Consider the following 19,520-nt stretch of genomic DNA (forward strand, 5'->3'; position numbering starts at 1 on the left):
GCTTCGGCGCCCTTTTTTATGCGAGGGGGATTACTTGACGCCGTGCTGGGCGAACCACGCCAGCATGCGCTGCCAGCCGTCTTCCGCCGCTTCGGCGTTGTAGCTGGGGCGATAGTCGGCGTTGAATGCGTGCCCGACGCCAGGATACACCACGATTTCGGCATCGGCGTTGGCGGCGCGGATCGCCTGACGCATGTTTTCCACCGTATCCAGCGGAATACCGCTGTCCTGCCCGCCATACAGCCCCAGCACTGGCGTTGACAAGTGCGTGGCGATATCGACCGGATGCTTCGGCGAATTCAGCGTTTTTTCACCCACCAGTTTGCCGTACCAGGCGACGGCCGCTTTTAACTGCGGGTTGTGCGCCGCGTACAGCCAGGTAATTCGGCCGCCCCAGCAAAAACCGGTGATCGCCAGCTTGCCGGCGTCGCCGCCGTGGCGGATAGCCCAGTGCGCGGCGTGATCCAGATCCGACAGCACCTGACGATCCGGCACCTTGGTCACCAGCTGCTGGAACAGCTCGCCGATATCGGTGTAGTCGTTGGCGTCGCCCTGGCGGAAATAGAGCTCGGGAGCAATCGCCAGATAGCCCTGTTTGGCCAGGCGGCGGCACAGATCCTGAATATGTTCATGGACGCCGAAGATTTCCTGCACCACCAGCACGATGGGGAAGGGGCCGTTGTGGTCGGCGGGTTTGGCGACGTAGGCCGGCAGCGCGTCTCCCTGGGAAGGAATAGTCGTTTGCCCGGCGTGAATGCCCTGTTCATCGGTGATAATCGCGGAGGCGGCTACCGGCGCGGCGGCCGGGGCGAATCCTCCCTGAGCCTGTTCTAATGTCATCACATGTTCGGTTTTCATTGCGGTCTCCGTGCAATAGAAAAAAGCGCTGAGATTAACTATAGGAAAGATTACCCATTATTGGCGCCGCGTGGCGCACTTTCGGACAAGTCGATAAAAAACGGCTAATTATCTGGCTTTACGGCATTTTTAAGCGCTTTTTATCATGTTATTACGCGTTTTGGCCCGCGTAAGTGCCATAAGGTGCGTTAGAGGGCTTTTTTGTCCCTAAGCAACCGATAAGATGGGGGTATTTCGAATTGATGAGCTAAATAGTTTCAGTCGGCAATCAACGGGCAGGGAGCGGCAAGGTTTGTCGGCTAGACTGAGGTTTAGCGGTGCGTTCTGGATGCCTTATAGTGCTTTTTTTGTGATAAAAATCACAAAAAATATGTAGCATGTAATTTGTTTCTCTTTTCATAGTGACTATCGTCACGAAATTAAGCGGCGATTTTCAGTAGAGTGCTTTTTTGTTCCTCCCAATAAACATGATCCATGAGGAGTCTCGTATGTCTCAGTCTGATGTTTTTCATCTCGGCCTCACCAAGAACGATTTACAAGGGGCCCAGCTTGCCATCGTGCCGGGCGATCCGCAGCGCGTAGAGAAGATTGCCAAGCTGATGGAAAATCCGGTGCATCTGGCCTCCCATCGTGAATTCACTACCTGGCGCGCAGAGCTGGACGGCAAGGCGGTGATCGTCTGCTCCACCGGCATCGGCGGCCCGTCTACCTCTATCGCGGTGGAAGAGCTGGCGCAGCTGGGCATCCGCACCTTCCTGCGCATCGGCACCACCGGCGCCATTCAGGCGAACATCAACGTCGGCGACGTGCTGGTCACCACGGCGGCGGTACGTCTCGACGGCGCCAGCCTGCACTTTGCGCCGATGGAGTTCCCGGCGGTCGCGGACTTCGCCTGTACCACCGCGCTGGTGGAAGCGGCCAAGGCCAGCGGCGCTACCACGCACATTGGTGTGACCGCCTCTTCCGATACCTTCTATCCGGGCCAGGAACGTTACGATACCTACTCTGGCCGCGTGGTCAGCCGTTTCAAAGGCTCGATGGAAGAGTGGCAGGCGATGGGCGTGATGAACTATGAAATGGAATCTGCCACGCTGCTGACCATGTGCGCCAGCCAGGGCCTGCGCGCCGGCATGGTGGCCGGGGTGATCGTCAACCGCACCCAGCAAGAGATCCCGAACGCCGAAACCATGAAAAACACCGAAAGCAAAGCGGTGCAGATCGTGGTGGACGCCGCCCGCCGTCTGCTGTAATCGCCTTACCCCCAGCGGGCCGCCGACGCGGTCCGTTTTTCCATTCGCGGCTAATCTGTTACGGTGATACTCCTCAGCGCTGCGCCGATGGCTGCCGCGCGTTGTCAGAACAAAAACAACGAGGACGTTTATGACCGCCCAGATCCTGCTTCATCCTTCGCTTGCGCCGCTCGACGGCGGCATTAACTTCCGTGACTTCGGCGGCAACGGCGTGGCCGACGGGCGCCGCATCAAACGCGGCCTGCTGTTCCGCTCCGGTTCTCTCGAGCGGCTGACGGAAAACGACTGCACTTTCCTCGCTGGGGTGCCGGTGCGTTCGGTGCTGGACTACCGCGATGCCGACGAAGTGCAGGCCAAACCGGATATTCTGTGGAATGGCGCCGACTATCACCACGTGCCGGCCAACCCGCTGAGCAGCGAAGTCAACGCCAACCTGGAAAAGCTCACCAACGAAACGCTGGCCGCTTTCGACGCCCGGGCGTTCATGCTGGAGCTGTATCGCCGCCTGCCGTTCGGCAATGCGGCCTATCAGCGGTTGGCGCAGCTGTTGAGCAACCCCGGCGGCGGCGCAATCGTGCAACACTGCGCGGTCGGCAAGGATCGCACCGGGGTCGGTTCGGCGCTGGTGCTGTTCGCGCTGGGGGCCGACGAAGCGACGGTGCTGGAAGACTATCTGCTGACCGAAACCACGCTGGCCGCTTTCCGCGAGCAGATGCTGGATCAGCTGTCTATCAAGTTGAATGCGGCGGCGCTGGAGCAATTCGCCTACGTGCTCAGCGCGCGCGAGGAGTTCCTGATGACGGCGCTGGGCTGCATCCGCCAACAATACGGCTCCACCGACCGCTGGCTGGAAGCGGAATACGGCCTGGGCGCGGCCCAGCGCGAAGTGCTGCGGGCGTTCTACCTCGAGTAAATTGCCGCGTGTTTAGCCGGGGTTTAACTCGCCCCGGCTTATCCTAGGCGGCGAACCATCGCGTATCAGGAGCCCTGCATTGAGCCTCAATGACGTTATCAACTGGGTCAGCGACGTCGTGCGTCAGCACGAAGGCTGGGCCATTCCCATCATCTTCTTCCTGGCGTTCGGCGAGTCGCTGGCGTTTTTGTCGCTGCTGCTGCCGGCCACGGTGATCCTGCTGGCGCTGGGCGCGCTGATCGGCGAAAGCGGCATCGCCTTTTGGCCGATTTGGGCCGCCGCCGCCGCCGGGGCGTTTTTCGGCGACTGGCTCTCGTACTGGATCGGCTACCACTATCAGGATCGGGTGGCCCATATGTGGCCGCTGTCGCGCAATCCGCAGCTGCTGGCGCGCGGCCACGCCTTCTTTGAGCGCTGGGGCGTGCTGGGCATTTTCATTGGCCGCTTCTTCGGCCCGCTGCGCGCCGTGGTGCCGCTGGTGGGGGGCATTTGCGGCATGCCGCAGCGCTACTTCCAGTTGGCCAACGTCACGTCGGCGATGATCTGGGCGTTCGGCATTCTGGCGCCGGGGGCGTTCGGCATCAAGTGGCTCAGCCAGTGGCTGGGCTGATTTCTCGCTAAATTGCGCAGCGCCGCGCAATATTGTGCGCGGCGGGCAAAATCAGGCTGGACATCCATACAGCCTCCCCTTAACGTGACGGGCAATGGGCGTGCGAAACGCCGGAACGGCAAGGTGCAACAGGAGGCAGGGTGGATACCAGTCTGATTTATGGGATTGGCGGCGTCGCGATCGGCATGCTGTTAGGGTGGCTGATCGCCAGTCTGCGAGTGCAGCAGACGAACGCGCAACATGAAACCGAACTGCGGTTGCTGGAGCAAGCGTTGCAGCAGGCGCAGCAGGAGACGGCCGTGCGGCAGGAGGCCCTGCTGCGCCACGAACAGCAGTCGCGCCAGAACGAGCTGGAGCTGCGCAACCTGCACAGCCAGCTGGCGGCCGGGCATGAAAAACTGCAACAGCTCAACCATTGGCGCAACGAATGCGAGCTGCTCAACCAAGAGCTGCGCGCCCAGCGCGAGGTGAACAGCGCGCAGGAGGCCGAGCTGCGCGAAGTCACCATCCGTCTGGAAGAGACGCGCATGGCGGCGGAGGAGAAGCAGCGTCTGCTGATCAACAGCGAACAGCGCCTCACCACCCAGTTTGAAAACCTCGCCAACCGCATTTTTGAACACAGCGGCCGCAAGGTGGACGAGCAAAATAAGCAAAGTTTGGATCGGTTACTGCTGCCGCTGCGCGAACAACTGGACGGTTTCCGCCGACAGGTGCAGGACAGCTTTGGCCAGGAGGCGCGTGAGCGCCACACGCTGACGCACGAGATACGCAATCTGCAGCAGTTGAATGCGCAAATGGCGCGCGAGGCCATCAACCTCACCAAGGCGCTGAAAGGCGACAACAAGACCCAGGGCAACTGGGGTGAAGTGGTGCTGAGCCGGGTGCTGGAGGCCTCCGGCCTGCGCGAAGGGCACGAGTATGAAACGCAGGTCAACGTGCGGGTAGATCATCAGAGCCGCATGCAGCCCGATGTGATCGTGCGCCTGCCGCAGGGCAAGGATGTCGTGATCGACGCCAAGATGTCGCTGATCGCCTACGAGCGCTATTTCAACGGTGAAGACGAGGCGGAGCGCGAAGCGGCGCTGAGCGAACATATCGCTTCGCTGCGCGGCCACATTCGCATGCTGGGCCGCAAGGACTACCAGCAGCTGCCGGGGCTGCGTTCGCTGGACTATGTGCTGATGTTCATTCCGGTCGAGCCGGCCTTCCTGCTGGCTATCGATCGCGAGCCGGAGCTGATCAGCGAAGCGCTCAAGCACAACATCATGCTGGTCAGCCCGACCACGTTGCTGGTGGCGCTGCGTACCATCACCAACCTGTGGCGCTATGAGCATCAGAGCCAGAATGCCCAGCGCATCGCCGAGCGTGCGGCGAAACTGTATGACAAGATGCGGCTGTTCGTGGACGATATGTCCGCGCTGGGGCAGAGCCTGGACAAGGCGCAGGGCAGTTATCGTCAGGCGATGAACAAACTGAGCGAAGGCCGTGGTAATCTTATCGGCCAAATTGAAGGTTTCCGCGCGCTGGGGGTTGAGGTCAAGCGGCCGATAAACCCGCTGCTGGCGCAGCAAGCCGGCGCGCAACACGATGAAGCGGAAGAGGCGAACGACGACGAGGTCGCCGCGCTGCCGCAGACGAACGACGATGATGATACCACCGGGGAACCGGGCTTCGTTTCGCACGGCTGAGGCCGTGGCGAGGTGGGGTATTCCTCGGGCTTCTGGTACACTCATCCACACAAAATTGACTGAATAGCAGGCAGGACAATGGCAGATCAATCGCAGGAAACCACCGATTTCGGTTTTCGCACCGTCGCTAGAGACGAAAAACAGGCCATGGTGGCGGACGTTTTTCATTCGGTAGCGGCAAAGTATGACGTGATGAACGACCTGATGTCGTTCGGCATCCACCGTATCTGGAAGCGTTTCACCATTGACTGCAGCGGCGTGCGCCGCGGGCAGCGCGTGCTGGATCTGGCCGGTGGCACCGGCGACCTGGCCGCCAAGTTCTCCCGCATGGTTGGCGAGCAGGGGCAGGTGGTGCTGGCGGACATCAACGATTCGATGCTGAAGATGGGGCGCGAGAAGCTGCGCGATCGCGGCATCGTCGGCAACATCAATTACGTGCAGGCCAACGCCGAGGCGCTGCCGTTCCCGGACAATTACTTCGATTGCATCACCATCTCCTTTGGCCTGCGTAACGTCACCGACAAAGACAAAGCGCTGCGTTCGATGTTCCGCGTGCTGAAGCCGGGCGGCCGCCTGTTGGTGCTGGAGTTCTCCAAACCGCTGCTGGCGCCGCTGAGCAAAGCTTACGACGCATACTCTTTCCACGTGCTGCCGAAGATCGGCGAGCTGGTAGTGAAAGATCCGGACAGCTATCGCTATCTGGCGGAATCGATCCGTATGCACCCCGATCAGGAAACCCTGAAGGGCATGATGGGCAACGCCGGTTTTGAAAACGTCACCTATTTCAACCTGACCGGTGGGATTGTCGCCCTGCATCGCGGCTTCAAGTTCTGAGAGGGAGATGCCGATGCTGTTTACCCCTCTGCTGACCGGTGCGCTGGAAACCTCGCTGAATAACCTGCTGTTTCGCGATCGCAGCATGAAAGCCGCTCGCCAACGCCTGGCGGGCAAGGTGCTGCGCATCGAACTGGAAGAGTTGGCTTCACCGCTGGTGCTGGTGTTCAGCGAACTGCGCGTGGATGTGCTGGGGCAGTCTGAAGACAGCGCCGATTGCACGGTGCGCAGCCGCATTCCCTCCTTACTGAAGCTGCGCGATCGCCAGCAGTTGCCGGTGCTGATGCGCAGCGGCGAATTGACGGTGGAAGGGGATATTCAGGTGGTGCAACAGCTGGTTGGCCTGCTCGATCTGGCGGAGTGGGATCCGGCGGAATGGCTGGCGCCCTATATCGGCGATATCGCCGCTCAAGGCATTACGCAGGCGCTGGGCAAAGGTGCTTCGTTACTCAAGGCCGGATTGATGCGTCGGCAGCAAGACATGGCTGAGGCGCTGACGGAAGAGTGGCGTCTGGCGCCGGGGCCGCTGGAAGTGGTGTGGTTCAATGAAGAAGTGGATGCGCTCGCCCGCAGCGCGGAAGCGCTGATTGCCCGCATGGATAAGTTGGAGGGCAAGCGATGACCCCAGGCGAACTGCGCCGTTTGTATTTTATCGTCCGCGTTTTTCTCAGCTATGGGCTGGACGAGCTGATCCCGACAATGCGTTTGACGCTGCCGCTGCGCTTCGGCCGCCGGCTGCTGTTCTGGATGCCTAATCGGCACAAGGACAAACCGCTGGGCGAACGTCTGCGGCTGGCGCTGCAGGAATTGGGGCCGGTCTGGATCAAGTTCGGCCAGATGATGTCTACCCGCCGCGATCTGTTCCCGCCGCACATTGCCGATCAGCTGACGCTGCTGCAGGATCGGGTGGCGCCTTTCGACGGTGCGCTGGCGCGCAAGCATATCGAGCTGGCGATGGGCGGCCCGCTGGAAACCTGGTTCGACGACTTCGAGCAGCAGCCGCTGGCGTCCGCCTCGATCGCGCAGGTGCATACCGCGCGGCTGAAAACCACCGGCCAGGAAGTGGTGCTGAAGGTGATCCGGCCGGATATCGGGCCGATTATCAAAGCCGACGTGCGCTTGATGTACCGGCTGGCAGGCTGGGTGCCGAAGCTGTTGCCGGACGGCCGCCGCCTGCGTCCGCGCGAAGTGGTGCGCGAGTACGAAAAAACCCTGCTGGACGAATTGAACCTGCTGCGCGAAGCGGCCAACGCCATTCAGCTGCGTCGCAATTTCGACGGCAGCCCGATGCTGTACGTGCCGGAAGTTTACTCCGACTACTGCCGCGAAAGCGTGTTGGTGATGGAGCGTATCTACGGCATTCCGGTCTCGGACATCGCCACGCTGGAGCAGCAGGGCACCAACATGAAACTGTTGGCGGAACGCGGCGTTCAGGTGTTCTTTACCCAGGTATTCCGCGACAGCTTCTTCCATGCGGACATGCATCCCGGTAATATTTTCGTCAGCTACGAACATCCGGAAGATCCTTGCTACATCGGCATCGACTGCGGCATCGTCGGTTCGTTGAACAAGGATGACAAACGCTATCTGGCGGAAAACTTCATCGCCTTCTTCAACCGCGATTACCGCAAGGTGGCGGAACTGCACGTCGACTCCGGCTGGGTGCCGCGCGACACCAACGTGGAAGACTTCGAATTCGCCATCCGTACCGTGTGCGAACCGATTTTCGAGAAGCCGCTGGCGGAGATCTCCTTCGGCAACGTGCTGCTGAACCTGTTCAACACCGCGCGCCGCTTCAATATGGAAGTGCAGCCGCAGCTGGTGTTATTGCAGAAGACCTTGCTGTATGTTGAAGGGCTGGGGCGTCAGCTTTACCCGCAGTTGGATCTGTGGACCACCGCCAAGCCGTTCCTCGAGAGTTGGCTGCGCGATCAGGTCGGCATTCCCGCCGTGGTGCGCGCGCTGAAAGAGAAGGCGCCGTTCTGGGCGGAGAAACTGCCCGAGCTGCCCGAGCTGTTTTACGACAGCCTGCAGCAGCATAAACTGTTGCAACAAAGCGTTGATAAGCTGACCAACCAGATGCAGGCTCAGCGGGTTCGTCAGGGGCAGTCACGTTATTTGTTCGGCGTTGGCGCTACACTGTTGGTAAGCGGCACGCTGTTGCTGCTGGGGCAAATCGAGGTGTTCCCCGCCTGGATGATGGCCGCCGGCATCGTATGCTGGGTGATTGGCTGGAAGCGAACCACCTGATTTAATTCGTTACTCTGGTGAAGTCGGCTCTATAATGCGGGCTGGCTTTAAAAGACCCCTTAAAATTAGAGGTAATTAAAATGGGCGGTATTAGTATTACGCAATTGTTGATCATCGCAGTGATCGTGGTGCTGCTGTTCGGCACCAAAAAACTGCGCACGCTGGGTTCCGATCTCGGCGCCTCGATCAAGGGCTTCAAAAAAGCGATCGGTGACGATACGCCGTCGACCCCCAACACGGCTGAAAAAAGCAGCCTGGATGACGCTGATTTCTCGGCCAAGCCTATTACCGATAAGCAGCCGGAAGTGAAACCGGAAGAGTCGAAGAACAAAGAGCAGGTATAAACCGTGTTTGACATTGGGTTTAGTGAGCTGCTGCTGGTGCTGGTGATCGGCCTGGTTGTTCTGGGGCCGGAACGCTTGCCGGTTGCGGTCAGAACGGTATCGGGCTGGATCCGCGCGCTGCGCTCGCTGGCGGCCTCGGTGCAGCACGAACTGTCTCAGGAGCTGAAGCTGCAGGAGCTGCAGGACAGCCTGAAGAAAGCCGAACAGGCCGGCCTGCAGAACCTGACGCCGGAGTTGAAGGCGTCGATGGATGAGCTGAAAGACGCGGCGGAATCCTTGAAACGCACCTACCGGGGCGAGAAAGAAGAGCTGGCGAACACCATCCATAACCCGCAGGCCATCGATCCGGAAGCCTTGCACGACGGCGTGACGCCGGCGGAAGCGGCAACCAGCGCCAGCGCGCCCGCCGCCGTGCCAAAACCGGCAGTGGAACCTGAAGCCGTCGTGGCTGCGCCAGTGGCGGCGCAACCCGCTAAAGCGCCGGTGGAAACCGCGCCTGCTCCTGTCGAACCTGTTGCGGATAAAACCCCAGCGTCTCACCAACCTAGTGGCGATCGTTAATACATGGCTGTTGAAGATACCCAACCCCTTATCAGTCATCTGATAGAGCTGCGCAAGCGGCTGTTGAACTCGATTATTTGCGTACTGGCGGTGTTCGTGGTGCTGGTGTTTTTCGCCAACGACATCTACCAGCTGGTTTCTGCGCCGCTGCTCAAGCAGTTGCCGGCCGGCGCGAGCATGATCGCCACCGACGTGGCGTCACCGTTTTTCACCCCGATCAAGCTGACCATGATCGTTTCGGTGTTCGTCTCCGCGCCGATGATCCTGTATCAGGTATGGGCGTTCATCGCGCCTGCGCTGTACAAGCATGAACGCCGCCTGATGATGCCGTTGCTGGTGTCCAGCAGCCTGTTGTTTTACCTCGGCATGGCTTTCGCCTACTTCATCGTGTTCCCGCTGGCCTTCGGCTTCTTCGCCAAGACCGCGCCGATGGGGGTGACCATTGCGACCGACATTAAAAACTACCTCGATTTCGTCATGGCGCTGTTTATGGCGTTTGGCGTCGCCTTCGAAGTGCCGGTCGCCATCATTCTGCTGTGCTGGAGCGGCGTCACTTCGCCGGAAGACCTGAAGAAGAAACGGCCGTATGTGTTGGTCGGCGCGTTTGTGGTCGGCATGTTGTTGACGCCGCCGGACGTGTTCTCGCAAACCCTGCTGGCGATACCGATGTATCTGCTGTTTGAAGTGGGGGTATTCTTCGCTCGCTTCTATACCGGCAAACGCCGTCCGCAGGCGGAAGACGACGACGAGGGTGACGAACCCCCAGCGCCCTGATCCACATTGATTGCGAAGCCGCCCATAGGGCGGCTTTTGCTTTGGAAAAAACCATGTTTGATATCGGCGTTAACCTCACCAGCAGCCAATTCGCCAAAGACCGCGAGACCGTGGTGGAGCGCGCCCGCGCGGCGGGCGTTACCGGGATGCTGATTACCGGCACCGATCTGCCTGAGAGCCGCGAGGCCGCCAAACTGGCGCAGCAGCATGCGGGCTATTGCTGGTCCACCGCCGGTGTGCATCCGCATAACGCCGGCAACTGGGATGAACGTAGCGCTGAGCAGATTTATGCCCTGGCCGCCGGCCCAGAAGTGGTGGCGATCGGTGAATGCGGTCTGGATTTCAACCGCAACTTCTCGACGCCGGAGCAGCAGGAAGCGGCGTTCAGCGCGCAACTGGCGCTGGCGGCGGAGTTGGCGCTGCCGGTGTTTCTTCACTGTCGCGACGCACACGCACGTTTTGCCGAGCTACTGACGCCGTGGTTGGATAAACTGCCCGCGGCCGTGGTGCACTGCTTCACCGGCACCGCCGAAGAATTAGCAAGCTGCCTGTCGCTGGGCCTGTCGATCGGGATTACCGGTTGGGTATGCGACGAGCGGCGCGGTCTGGAATTGCGCGCCCTGCTGCCGCAGATCCCGGCCGAGCGTCTGCTGCTGGAAACTGACGCCCCTTATCTGTTGCCCCGGGATTTACAGCCTAAACCCGCATCTCGCCGCAACGAACCCTGTTTCCTGCCCCACATCGTGCATCAGGTCGCCGTCTGGCGGCAAGAAGAGCCGCAATGGCTGGGGCAAAAAACCGATGAGAACGCCCGCCGGCTATTCCGGCTGGTTTGAGCTAGGAGAAAACTATGAGCTATGCATTTCCGGGCACCTTTCCTGGTCGCCGTATGCGCCGCGTGCGCCGTCATGACTTCAGCCGCCGTCTGGTCGCCGAAAACCAACTGACGGTCAATGACCTGATTTATCCGGTGTTCGTCATGGAAGGCAGCAACCGCCAGGAAGAAGTGGCCTCGATGCCGGGCGTATCGCGCATGACGATCGATCTGCTGGTCAAGGAAGCGGAAACCATCGCCAAACTCGGCGTGCCGGTGATCTCCCTGTTCCCGGTGATTGAACCGGGCTTGAAGTCGCTGCATGCGGAAGAAGCCTACAACCCGGAAGGGCTGGTGCAGCGCACGGTGCGCGCGCTGAAAGACGCGGTGCCTGAGTTGGGCATTCTGACCGACGTAGCGCTCGATCCCTACACCACCCACGGTCAGGACGGGGTGATCGATGAGCAGGGCTACGTGATTAACGACGTGACCAAAGACATTCTGGTGCGTCAGGCGCTGTCTCATGCCGAAGCGGGCGCGGAAATCGTGGCGCCGAGCGACATGATGGACGGCCGTATCGGGGCGATCCGCGATCGTCTGGAACTGCAGGGCCTGGTGAACACCCAGATCATGGCCTACTCCGCCAAGTACGCTTCCTGCTATTACGGTCCGTTCCGCGATGCGCTGGGTTCCAGCGGCAACCTGAAAGGCGGCAACAAAAAGACCTATCAGATGGATCCGGCCAACAGCGATGAAGCGCTGCAAGAGATTGCGCAGGATCTGCAGGAAGGCGCGGACATGGTGATGGTGAAACCGGGCATGCCTTACCTGGATGTGGTGCGCCGGGTGAAGGATACCTTCGGTGTGCCGACTTTCGCTTATCAGGTGTCCGGCGAGTACGCCATGCACATGGCGGCGATTCAGAACGGCTGGCTGCAGGAGCAGCCTGCGGTGATGGAGTCGTTGATGTGCTTTAAACGCGCCGGCGCCGACGGCGTGCTGACCTACTTCGCCAAACGTGTCGCCCAATGGCTGCATGAAGAAGCGCTGCGCCGCTAAGCGCGATACCGTAAAAAAGGCGCCTGAGGGCGCCTTTTTGCATTACATTTTCTGGAATTGCCGATTGTCGATGCTTTGACTGACCTGTTTGTTGATCAGGTTGAGCAACAGCATCGAGCGGGCCTCGCCGTCCGGCTCGGTGTAGATCGCCTGCAGCCCTTCGAATACGCCGTCGACGATCAGAACGGTATCGCCCGGCTGCGGGGTTTCCGGATCGACATAGGTCTCGCTGGTGTGCGTGCGCAGCTCATCGATCACCTTGCTCGGGATGACGCTCGGCAGCGCGCCGAAACGCACGAAGTGGCTGACGCCGCGGGTGGCGCTGATGGTGGTGGTGTGAATGCGCTCCGGGTCGAATTCCACAAACAGATAATTGGGAAACAGGGGTTCGCTGACCGCGATGCGCTTACCACGCACGATTTTTTCCAGCGTGATGATCGGGCTGAGGCAGTTTACCTGCTGCCGCTCCAGATGTTCCTGCGCTCGCAACAGCTGACCGCGTTTGCAATAAAGTAGATACCAGGATTCCATAATTTCACATGCCTTTCTGCCAGCCGGTAAGCATATCAAAAGCTATTCCGGATACATAGTGATGCAAGTTTCAGCATGTAACATCGCCTATCTTTCTGAATCTACGGCTATTAGCGAGGGGTCACACACTTATCGATACGGCGCTGGTATAACAGAGGGCTAAAAATTTGTTACCGTCACAGTATGGCAAGGCGTTGCGCCGCCGGCTGTGACGCTATTCATCGTTTTTGACCGAGGGGAGAAAAATGGAGCTGTTTCTGTTGAGCAACGGCAAGCTGTCTGGCGAAGCCGAGCTGCTGGGGTACGCCAAAAGCCAACTGCTGGCGATGATTGCGCGCCGCGGCATCAAATCCGCCGTCTTTATCCCTTACGCGCTGATCCGTTACGACTACGATCGGCGCGCGCAGGAGCTGGCGCAAACATTGGGCATTGAAGTCACCAGCATTCACCACGCCGCTTCACCGGCGGCGGCGATCGCGCAGGCCGAATGCATTTTGGTCAGCGGCGGCAACACCTGGTTGCTGAACCAGATGTTGCACGAACAAAGCCTGATCGTGCCTATCCAGCGCGCGGTGCGCGAGCGTGAAGTGCCCTACGTCGGCTGGAGCGCAGGTTGCAACGTGGCGACGCCGAGCATTCGCACCACCAATGACATGCCGGTGCGCTGCAGCGTGGTGTTGCCGGCGCTGGGGTTGTCCCCGGTGCAGATTAACCCGCATTACATCGATGCGCACATCAGCGGCCACATGGGCGAAACCCGTGACGAGCGTCTCGCGGAGTTCTGCGCGATCAACCCGAGCGAATCGGTAGTGGCGTTGCGTGAAGGCAGTCTGTTGCACGTTGAAGGCAATGCGCTGCGTTATTTCAGCGCCAACGGGCAGGGCTTTAAGGTGTTCCGCCACGGCGAAGAGACGCGCGAATATCAGGATACGCGCGCACTGGCTGCGCTGGTGCCGTTCAACTGCGGCTGAGAGCCACCCGACAGCGGGCGGCGTTAACAAAATTGCAGCAACAACCTTGAAGAGGGCTTATAATGCCCTCCCCACTGGCCGCTATAATGATCAGCATGAAATACCGTGACTTACGCGATTTCCTCTCGTTGCTGGAGAAGAGAGGGGAACTAAAACGCATCAGCCAGCCGATCGATCCTTACCTGGAAATGACGGAAATTGCCGATCGTACCTTGCGGGCGGGCGGCCCGGCACTGCTGTTTGAAAACCCGAAAGGGTACGACATGCCGGTGCTGTGCAACCTGTTCGGCACCGCCAATCGCGTGGCGATGGGCATGGGGCAGGAAGACATCAGCGCGCTGCGCGAAGTCGGCAAACTGCTGGCTTTCCTCAAAGAGCCGGAGCCGCCGAAAGGTTTCCGCGATCTGTTCGACAAAATACCGAAGTTCAAGCAGGTGCTGAACATGCCGACCAAGGTGCTGGGATCCGCGCCTTGTCAGGAGCAGGTATGGCAGGGCGATGATGTCGATCTGGGCCGCATTCCGGTGATGCACTGCTGGCCGGAAGACGCCGCGCCGCTGATCACCTGGGGGCTGACGGTGACCCGCGGCCCGCATAAGGAACGGCAAAACCTCGGTATCTATCGTCAGCAGGTGCTGGGCAAGAATAAAGTGATCATGCGCTGGCTGTCGCACCGCGGCGGCGCGCTGGATTACCAGGAGTGGTGCCAGGCACACCCCGGCGAGCGTTTCCCGGTTGCGGTGGCGCTGGGCGCCGATCCCGCCACTATCCTCGGCGCGGTGACGCCGGTGCCGGATACCCTGTCTGAATATGCCTTTGCCGGGCTGCTGCGCGGCAATAAAACCGAAGTGGTCAAGTGCCTTTCCAACGATCTGGAAGTGCCCGCCAGTGCCGAAATCGTGCTGGAAGGCTATATCGAGCCGGGTGAAATGGCGCCGGAAGGCCCCTACGGTGACCACACCGGTTACTACAATGAAATCGACCAGTTCCCGGTATTCACCGTCACGCACATCACCCAGCGTCGCAACGCGATTTACCACTCGACCTACACCGGCCGGCCGCCGGATGAGCCGGCGATCCTGGGCGTGGCGCTGAATGAAGTGTTCGTGCCGATCCTGCAAAAACAGTTCCCGGAAATCGTTGATTTTTATCTGCCGCCGGAAGGGTGCTCGTATCGCCTGGCGGTGGTGACCATGAAAAAACAGTACGCCGGCCACGCGAAACGCGTGATGATGGGCGTCTGGTCGTTCCTGCGGCAGTTTATGTACACCAAATTTGTTATCGTCTGTGACGATGACGTCAATGCGCGCGATTGGAATGACGTGATTTGGGCGATCACCACACGAATGGATCCGGCAAGGGATACGGTTCTGGTGGAGAATACGCCGATCGACTATCTGGACTTCGCCTCGCCGGTTTCCGGACTGGGTTCGAAGATGGGGCTGGACGCCACCAACAAATGGCCGGGTGAAACCGATCGCGAATGGGGCCGTCCGATTCAGATGGATGAAAAGGTACGTGCGCGCGTCGACGAAATCTGGGATGAGCTCGCAATTTTCAGTGACAGGGAACCGACGTTATAGCGTCAGGCCCTGTTCTCAGCTTTGCATTGATGACCCGACAGAGGGAACGCATGACAATATTGAGCTGTAAAGTGACCTCGGTAGAGGCCATTACCGATACGGTTTATCGGGTACGTCTGGTGCCCGAGCAGCCGTTTTCTTTCAAGGCAGGGCAATATCTGATGGTGGTGATGGACGAGCGCGACAAACGTCCGTTCTCGCTGGCATCAACCCCGACGCAGCAAGATTATATCGAGCTGCATATCGGTGCTTCGGAGCTGAATCTGTACGCCATGGCGGTGATGGATCGCATTCTGAAAGAGCAGGCGATCACCGTCGATATGCCGCACGGCGACGCCTGGCTGCGGGAAGAGGGCAGCCGTCCGCTGGTGCTGATCGCCGGCGGCACCGGCTTCTCCTATGCGCGCTCAATCCTGTTGACCGCGTTGGAGCAGCAGCCCGATCGCGACATTTCCATCTACTGGGGCGGGCGTGAGCTGAAGCACCTGTACGATCTGAGCGAGCTGGAAGCGCTGTCGGTGCAACACCCGAACCTGAAGGTGATCCCGGTGGTCGAGCAGCCGGAGGCTGAATGGCGTGGCCGCAGCGGCACCGTGCTCAGCGCGGTGTTGCAGGATTTCGGCACGTTGGCGGAGCATGACATCTACATCGCCGGGCGTTTCGAGATGGCGAAAATCGCCCGCGAGCGTTTCTGCGCCGAGCGCGGCGCGCAGGAAGCGCATATGTTTGGCGACGCGTTTTCGTTTATCTGACAGAGGCGATGCGCAGTGAACGGGGTGGCCGAGGGGCGCCCCGTTTTTATTTGGGCGTCGGCAAACTTCAGGCATAAAAAACCCGCCCCTGACAGGCGGGAAGAACGGCAACTAAACTTGGCGGGATGCCGCGATTTGAAGTGGTGACGCGGTCATCCCAAGATAGACACAGCTAAACGCGTTCAAACACGGTGGCGATACCCTGGCCCAGGCCGATGCACATGGTTGCCAGGCCGAACTGCGCGTCGCGACGTTCCATGTTGTTCAACAAGGTGGTCGAGATGCGGGAGCCGGAACAGCCCAGCGGGTGGCCGAGCGCGATGGCGCCGCCGTTCAGGTTAATCTTGTCGTCGATGCTGTCCATCAGCCCCAGATCTTTGATGCACGGCAGCGACTGGGCGGCGAACGCTTCGTTCAGCTCGAACAGATCGATGTCCTGCACGCTCAGACCGGCGCGTTTCAGCGCCAGCTTGCTGGCCGGCACCGGGCCGTAGCCCATGATGGAAGGATCGCAGCCGACGACCGCCATCGAGCGGATGCGGGCGCGGGCTTTCAAACCGAGCGCTTTGGCGCGTGATTCGCTCATCAGCAGCATGGCGGAAGCGCCGTCCGACAGGGCGGAGGAACTGCCGGCGGTGACGGTGCCGTTGACCGGATCGAACGCCGGACGCAGGGCCGACAGGCTTTCGACGGTGGTTTCCGGGCGAATGACTTCATCAAAATCGTAACGGGTCAGCACGCCGTCGGCGTCGTGGCCGTTGGTCGGAATGATCTCGTTTTTGAAGTAACCCGCCAGCGTCGCCGCATGTGCGCGTTGGTGGGAGCGCGCGGCGAACTCATCCTGCATCTGGCGGCTGATGTTGTGCATCTTGGCCAGCATTTCAGCGGTCAGCCCCATCATCCCGGCGGCCTTGGCCACGCTGCGGCTCAGGCCCGGATGGAAATCCACGCCGTGGTTCATCGGCACATGGCCCATGTGTTCCACGCCGCCGATCAGGCTGATGTGCGCGTCGCCAACCATGATGGCGCGCGCCGCGTCGTGCAGCGCCTGCATCGAAGAGCCGCACAGGCGGTTGACGGTCACCGCCGGCACACGGTGCGGGATCTCGGCCAGCAGCGCGGCGTTGCGGGCGATGTTGAAGCCTTGTTCCAGCGTCTGCTGCACGCAGCCCCAGTAAATGTCATCGATCTCGTCGGCGTTCAGCGCCGGGTTGCGACTCAGCACTTCACGCATCAGATGAGCGGAGAGATCTTCGGCGCGCACCTGGCGGAAGGCGCCGCCCTTGGAGCGGCCCATCGGCGTGCGTACGGCATCAACAATAACTACGTTTTCCATCTTTATGACCTCATGCCGGTTGGCGGGTTGCGACGTCGGACAGCGGTGTCGCCACCGGGTAGTAGCTTTCATTGCGTTCGGCCTTGGCGCGCAGACCGGCCGGCACTTGATACAGGGCGCCGAGGTGTGCGTAACGCTGGGCCAGCTCAACGTAGTTGGCGGTGCCGAGCGTATCCAGGTAGCGGAACGCGCCGCCGTGGAACGGAGGGAAACCGATGCCGTAGACCAACGCCATATCGGCTTCGGCCGGGCTGGCGACGATCTTCTCTTCCAGGCAACGCACCACTTCGTTGATCATCGGGATCATCATGCGCGCAACGATCTCTTCGTCGCTGATGGTCTGGCGCGGTTGGCTCACTTCGGCCAGCAGCGCATCGGTCTGCTCGTCGTTGTCCTTGCGCGGCTTACCTTTGTTGTCCTGGCTGTAGCGGTAGAAGCCCAGCTGGTTTTTCTGACCGAAGCGCTGGTTGTCGAACATCACGTCAATGGCGTCGCGATAGTCTTTGCTCATGCGCTCCGGGAAGCCGGCCGCCATTACCGCTTGCGCGTGGTGTGCGGTGTCGATGCCCACCACGTCGAGCAGGTAGGCCGGGCCCATCGGCCAACCGAACTGTTTTTCCATCACTTTATCGATCTGACGGAAGTCGGCGCCGTCGCGCAGCAGCAGGCTGAAGCCGGCGAAGTATGGGAACAGCACGCGGTTGACGAAGAAGCCCGGGCAGTCGTTCACCACGATCGGCGTTTTGCCCATGCGGCTGGCGTAGGCCACCACTTTGGCAATGGTCTCGTCGCTGGTTTGTTCGCCGCGGATGATTTCGACCAGCGGCATACGGTGTACCGGGTTAAAGAAGTGCATGCCGCAGAAGTTTTGCGGACGCTTCAACGATTTTGCCAGATGATTAATCGGAATGGTCGAGGTGTTCGACGCCAGAACGGTGTCTTCGCCGATCAGGTTTTCCACTTCCGACAGCACGGCGGCTTTGACCTTCGGGTTCTCCACGACCGCTTCGACGATCACCTGCGCGCGCTCGATGCCGGCGTAGTCCAGCGTCGGCTGAATGGTCGACAGCACCTGCGCCATTTTCAGGCCATCCAGCTTGCCGCGTTCCAACTGCTTATTGAGCAGCTTGGCCGCTTCGTTCATGCCCAACGTCAGCGATTTGTCGCTGATGTCCTTCATGATCACCGGCACGCCTTTCAACGCCGATTGGTAAGCGATGCCGCCGCCCATGATGCCGGCGCCCAACACCGCCGCCTGTTTCGGCGCGTCCACATTCTTGGCCAGCTTTTTCGCCTGACCCTTCACGAACTGATCGTTAAGGAAGATGCCGACCAGCGCACGCGCTTCGTTGGAGCGCGCCAACGGCACGAAGCTGGCGGTTTCCAGTTTCAGCGCTTCATCGCGGCCCAGCTTGGCGGCGGCTTCAATGGTTTTCACCGCTGTCATCGGCGCCGGGTAATGTTTGCCGGCGGTCTGCAGCACCATGCCTTTGGCGGTGGTGAAGCTCATTGCCGCCTCGATCGGGCTGAGCTTCAGCGGCTCCAGCTTCGGTTGACGCGCGGCGCGCCAGTTCAGCTTGCCGTCGATCGCCTGTTGCAGCATGTTGAGCGCGGCTTCGGCCAGTTTTTCCGGCGCCACTACCGCATCGACCAGGCCGACTTTCAAGGCGTCTTTGGCGCTGACGTCTTTGCCGGCGGCGATGATTTCCAGCGCGCTGTCGTTACCCAGCAGGCGCGGCAGGCGGACGGAGCCGCCGAAGCCCGGCATGATGCCCAATTTGGTTTCAGGCAGGCCGATGCGCGCGTCCGGTGAGGCGACGCGGAAATCGGTCGCCAAAATGCATTCGCAACCGCCGCCGAGCGCATAGCCGTTAATGGCCGAAATGGTCGGCACCGGCAAATCTTCCAGCCGGTTAAAGACGTTGTTGGCGAATACCAGCCACTCCTGCAGCTTTTCAGCCGGCGCGGCGAACAGAGAAAGGAATTCGGTGATATCGGCGCCGACGATAAATGCGGCTTTGGTGGAGCGCAGCAGCAGCCCCTTGAGCTCTGGCTGGTTTTCCAGCACGGTGAGCGCTTCGCCCAGGCTGGCGACGGTGCGGGTGTCCAGCTTGTTGACCGAGCCCGGTGCGTTGAACACCAGCTCGGCGATGCCGTTATCGAGCCAGTGCAGTTGTAATGTTTCGCCTTGGTAGAGCATGTCTATCTCCTGAATCAGCGTATGATCTGGTATGACCAGATGAGGAGGAGTGTGGTTTTTATGTTAACAATATGCAAATGAGAGATTGCATTTTTGCTGGTCTGATCACATGTCGCTAAGTTAGTTTTTTGATTTGAAACGAAGTTATATTTTATGTGCTATCGGCATTTGCCGGAGCTTGTCGGCCCTCAT

The 19,520-nt window shown here is 60.1% G+C and carries 19 protein-coding genes; 15 read left to right on the plus strand and 4 right to left on the minus strand.

Annotation, left to right across the window (positions count from 1 at the left end):
• Positions 1 to 30: 30 nt before the first annotated feature.
• Positions 31 to 858, minus strand: a complete 828-nt coding sequence (locus ACP3TA_RS06805) for a dienelactone hydrolase family protein (protein WP_033644976.1) — start codon at positions 856 to 858, stop codon at positions 31 to 33.
• A 488-nt stretch (positions 859 to 1,346) separates the two neighbouring features.
• On the opposite strand from ACP3TA_RS06805, the gene udp reads away from it, so the two are divergent.
• From udp to hemB, 12 genes are all read left to right on the plus strand, one after another.
• Complete coding sequence (udp, locus tag ACP3TA_RS06810) at positions 1,347 to 2,108, plus strand: uridine phosphorylase (protein ID WP_004934432.1); 762 nt, start codon at positions 1,347 to 1,349, stop codon at positions 2,106 to 2,108.
• A 130-nt stretch (positions 2,109 to 2,238) separates the two neighbouring features.
• Positions 2,239 to 3,021 (plus strand): tyrosine-protein phosphatase, encoded by a 783-nt coding sequence (locus ACP3TA_RS06815; RefSeq protein WP_033644975.1) that lies wholly within the window; start codon positions 2,239 to 2,241, stop codon positions 3,019 to 3,021.
• Between the two features lie 79 nt (positions 3,022 to 3,100).
• Positions 3,101 to 3,631: a DedA family protein gene (locus tag ACP3TA_RS06820; protein WP_004934438.1), complete on the plus strand. Its 531-nt coding sequence runs from the start codon at positions 3,101 to 3,103 to the stop codon at positions 3,629 to 3,631.
• Positions 3,632 to 3,771: 140 nt separating this feature from the next.
• Positions 3,772 to 5,319, plus strand: a complete 1,548-nt coding sequence (gene rmuC / locus ACP3TA_RS06825) for a DNA recombination protein RmuC (protein ID WP_033644974.1) — start codon at positions 3,772 to 3,774, stop codon at positions 5,317 to 5,319.
• A 78-nt stretch (positions 5,320 to 5,397) separates the two neighbouring features.
• Positions 5,398 to 6,153: a bifunctional demethylmenaquinone methyltransferase/2-methoxy-6-polyprenyl-1,4-benzoquinol methylase UbiE gene (gene ubiE, locus ACP3TA_RS06830; protein ID WP_004934443.1), complete on the plus strand. Its 756-nt coding sequence runs from the start codon at positions 5,398 to 5,400 to the stop codon at positions 6,151 to 6,153.
• Between the two features lie 13 nt (positions 6,154 to 6,166).
• Positions 6,167 to 6,775, plus strand: coding sequence for a ubiquinone biosynthesis protein UbiJ (gene ubiJ, locus ACP3TA_RS06835; RefSeq protein ID WP_033644973.1), 609 nt, complete (start codon positions 6,167 to 6,169; stop codon positions 6,773 to 6,775).
• On the plus strand, positions 6,772 to 8,403 hold the full coding sequence (gene ubiB / locus ACP3TA_RS06840; protein ID WP_033644971.1) for a ubiquinone biosynthesis regulatory protein kinase UbiB: 1,632 nt from the start codon (positions 6,772 to 6,774) through the stop codon (positions 8,401 to 8,403). Before ubiJ ends, ubiB begins: the two co-directional genes overlap by 4 nt.
• An 80-nt stretch (positions 8,404 to 8,483) precedes the next feature.
• Positions 8,484 to 8,747 carry a Sec-independent protein translocase subunit TatA gene (tatA, locus tag ACP3TA_RS06845; protein ID WP_004934452.1) on the plus strand — a complete coding sequence of 88 codons (264 nt, stop codon included), beginning with the start codon at positions 8,484 to 8,486 and terminating at the stop codon, positions 8,745 to 8,747.
• Positions 8,748 to 8,750: 3 nt separating this feature from the next.
• A complete protein-coding gene (tatB, locus tag ACP3TA_RS06850; protein WP_033644970.1) occupies positions 8,751 to 9,308 on the plus strand; it encodes a Sec-independent protein translocase protein TatB in 558 nt (185 codons plus the stop codon).
• Between the two features lie 3 nt (positions 9,309 to 9,311).
• Positions 9,312 to 10,082, plus strand: a complete 771-nt coding sequence (gene tatC / locus ACP3TA_RS06855; protein WP_033644968.1) for a Sec-independent protein translocase subunit TatC — start codon at positions 9,312 to 9,314, stop codon at positions 10,080 to 10,082.
• A 53-nt stretch (positions 10,083 to 10,135) separates the two neighbouring features.
• Complete coding sequence (gene tatD / locus ACP3TA_RS06860) at positions 10,136 to 10,918, plus strand: 3'-5' ssDNA/RNA exonuclease TatD (RefSeq protein WP_033645224.1); 783 nt, start codon at positions 10,136 to 10,138, stop codon at positions 10,916 to 10,918.
• A gap of 14 nt (positions 10,919 to 10,932) precedes the next feature.
• Positions 10,933 to 11,955 carry a porphobilinogen synthase gene (hemB, locus tag ACP3TA_RS06865; protein WP_042783470.1) on the plus strand — a complete coding sequence of 341 codons (1,023 nt, stop codon included), beginning with the start codon at positions 10,933 to 10,935 and terminating at the stop codon, positions 11,953 to 11,955.
• A gap of 42 nt (positions 11,956 to 11,997) precedes the next feature.
• Here hemB and rfaH read toward each other — a convergent pair whose 3' ends face one another.
• Positions 11,998 to 12,486, minus strand: a complete 489-nt coding sequence (gene rfaH / locus ACP3TA_RS06870; protein ID WP_033644965.1) for a transcription/translation regulatory transformer protein RfaH — start codon at positions 12,484 to 12,486, stop codon at positions 11,998 to 12,000.
• A gap of 245 nt (positions 12,487 to 12,731) precedes the next feature.
• Here rfaH and pepE point away from each other — a divergent pair, with 245 nt between their 5' ends.
• The 3 genes from pepE (at position 12,732) to fre (ending at position 15,792) form a co-directional block, all read left to right on the plus strand.
• Complete coding sequence (gene pepE, locus ACP3TA_RS06875; RefSeq protein ID WP_426784574.1) at positions 12,732 to 13,457, plus strand: dipeptidase PepE; 726 nt, start codon at positions 12,732 to 12,734, stop codon at positions 13,455 to 13,457.
• Positions 13,458 to 13,519: 62 nt separating this feature from the next.
• Positions 13,520 to 15,040 (plus strand): 4-hydroxy-3-polyprenylbenzoate decarboxylase, encoded by a 1,521-nt coding sequence (ubiD, locus tag ACP3TA_RS06880; RefSeq protein ID WP_033644963.1) that lies wholly within the window; start codon positions 13,520 to 13,522, stop codon positions 15,038 to 15,040.
• Between the two features lie 50 nt (positions 15,041 to 15,090).
• Positions 15,091 to 15,792, plus strand: a complete 702-nt coding sequence (fre, locus tag ACP3TA_RS06885; RefSeq protein WP_033644962.1) for an NAD(P)H-flavin reductase — start codon at positions 15,091 to 15,093, stop codon at positions 15,790 to 15,792.
• A 172-nt stretch (positions 15,793 to 15,964) separates the two neighbouring features.
• Here the strand turns inward: fre and fadA are convergent, their stop codons facing one another.
• Together fadA and fadB are read right to left on the minus strand one after the other, a co-directional pair.
• Positions 15,965 to 17,128 (minus strand): acetyl-CoA C-acyltransferase FadA, encoded by a 1,164-nt coding sequence (gene fadA, locus ACP3TA_RS06890; RefSeq protein ID WP_033644961.1) that lies wholly within the window; start codon positions 17,126 to 17,128, stop codon positions 15,965 to 15,967.
• A 10-nt stretch (positions 17,129 to 17,138) separates the two neighbouring features.
• Complete coding sequence (gene fadB, locus ACP3TA_RS06895; RefSeq protein ID WP_033644960.1) at positions 17,139 to 19,328, minus strand: fatty acid oxidation complex subunit alpha FadB; 2,190 nt, start codon at positions 19,326 to 19,328, stop codon at positions 17,139 to 17,141.
• Between the last annotated feature and the right edge of the window lie 192 nt (positions 19,329 to 19,520).

The organism is Serratia sp. 2C06 (genome assembly GCF_050037615.1).
Lineage (GTDB): Bacteria > Pseudomonadota > Gammaproteobacteria > Enterobacterales > Enterobacteriaceae > Serratia > Serratia ureilytica.

What these genes read in the sequence shown, in the direction of transcription:
- ACP3TA_RS06815 (WP_033644975.1), top strand. Translation starts at nt 2,239, where the DNA reads ATGACCGCCCAGATCCTGCTTCATCCTTCGCTTGCGCCGCTCGACGGC.
- fadA (WP_033644961.1), bottom strand. Translation starts at nt 17,128, where the DNA reads ATGGAAAACGTAGTTATTGTTGATGCCGTACGCACGCCGATGGGCCGC.
- fadB (WP_033644960.1), bottom strand. Translation starts at nt 19,328, where the DNA reads ATGCTCTACCAAGGCGAAACATTACAACTGCACTGGCTCGATAACGGC.
- pepE (WP_426784574.1), top strand. Translation starts at nt 12,732, where the DNA reads ATGGAGCTGTTTCTGTTGAGCAACGGCAAGCTGTCTGGCGAAGCCGAG.
- fre (WP_033644962.1), top strand. Translation starts at nt 15,091, where the DNA reads ATGACAATATTGAGCTGTAAAGTGACCTCGGTAGAGGCCATTACCGAT.
- hemB (WP_042783470.1), top strand. Translation starts at nt 10,933, where the DNA reads ATGAGCTATGCATTTCCGGGCACCTTTCCTGGTCGCCGTATGCGCCGC.
- tatC (WP_033644968.1), top strand. Translation starts at nt 9,312, where the DNA reads ATGGCTGTTGAAGATACCCAACCCCTTATCAGTCATCTGATAGAGCTG.
- ACP3TA_RS06805 (WP_033644976.1), bottom strand. Translation starts at nt 858, where the DNA reads ATGAAAACCGAACATGTGATGACATTAGAACAGGCTCAGGGAGGATTC.
- ubiE (WP_004934443.1), top strand. Translation starts at nt 5,398, where the DNA reads ATGGCAGATCAATCGCAGGAAACCACCGATTTCGGTTTTCGCACCGTC.
- rfaH (WP_033644965.1), bottom strand. Translation starts at nt 12,486, where the DNA reads ATGGAATCCTGGTATCTACTTTATTGCAAACGCGGTCAGCTGTTGCGA.
- ubiJ (WP_033644973.1), top strand. Translation starts at nt 6,167, where the DNA reads ATGCTGTTTACCCCTCTGCTGACCGGTGCGCTGGAAACCTCGCTGAAT.
- ubiB (WP_033644971.1), top strand. Translation starts at nt 6,772, where the DNA reads ATGACCCCAGGCGAACTGCGCCGTTTGTATTTTATCGTCCGCGTTTTT.
- tatA (WP_004934452.1), top strand. Translation starts at nt 8,484, where the DNA reads ATGGGCGGTATTAGTATTACGCAATTGTTGATCATCGCAGTGATCGTG.
- tatD (WP_033645224.1), top strand. Translation starts at nt 10,136, where the DNA reads ATGTTTGATATCGGCGTTAACCTCACCAGCAGCCAATTCGCCAAAGAC.
- ubiD (WP_033644963.1), top strand. Translation starts at nt 13,520, where the DNA reads ATGCCCTCCCCACTGGCCGCTATAATGATCAGCATGAAATACCGTGAC.
- udp (WP_004934432.1), top strand. Translation starts at nt 1,347, where the DNA reads ATGTCTCAGTCTGATGTTTTTCATCTCGGCCTCACCAAGAACGATTTA.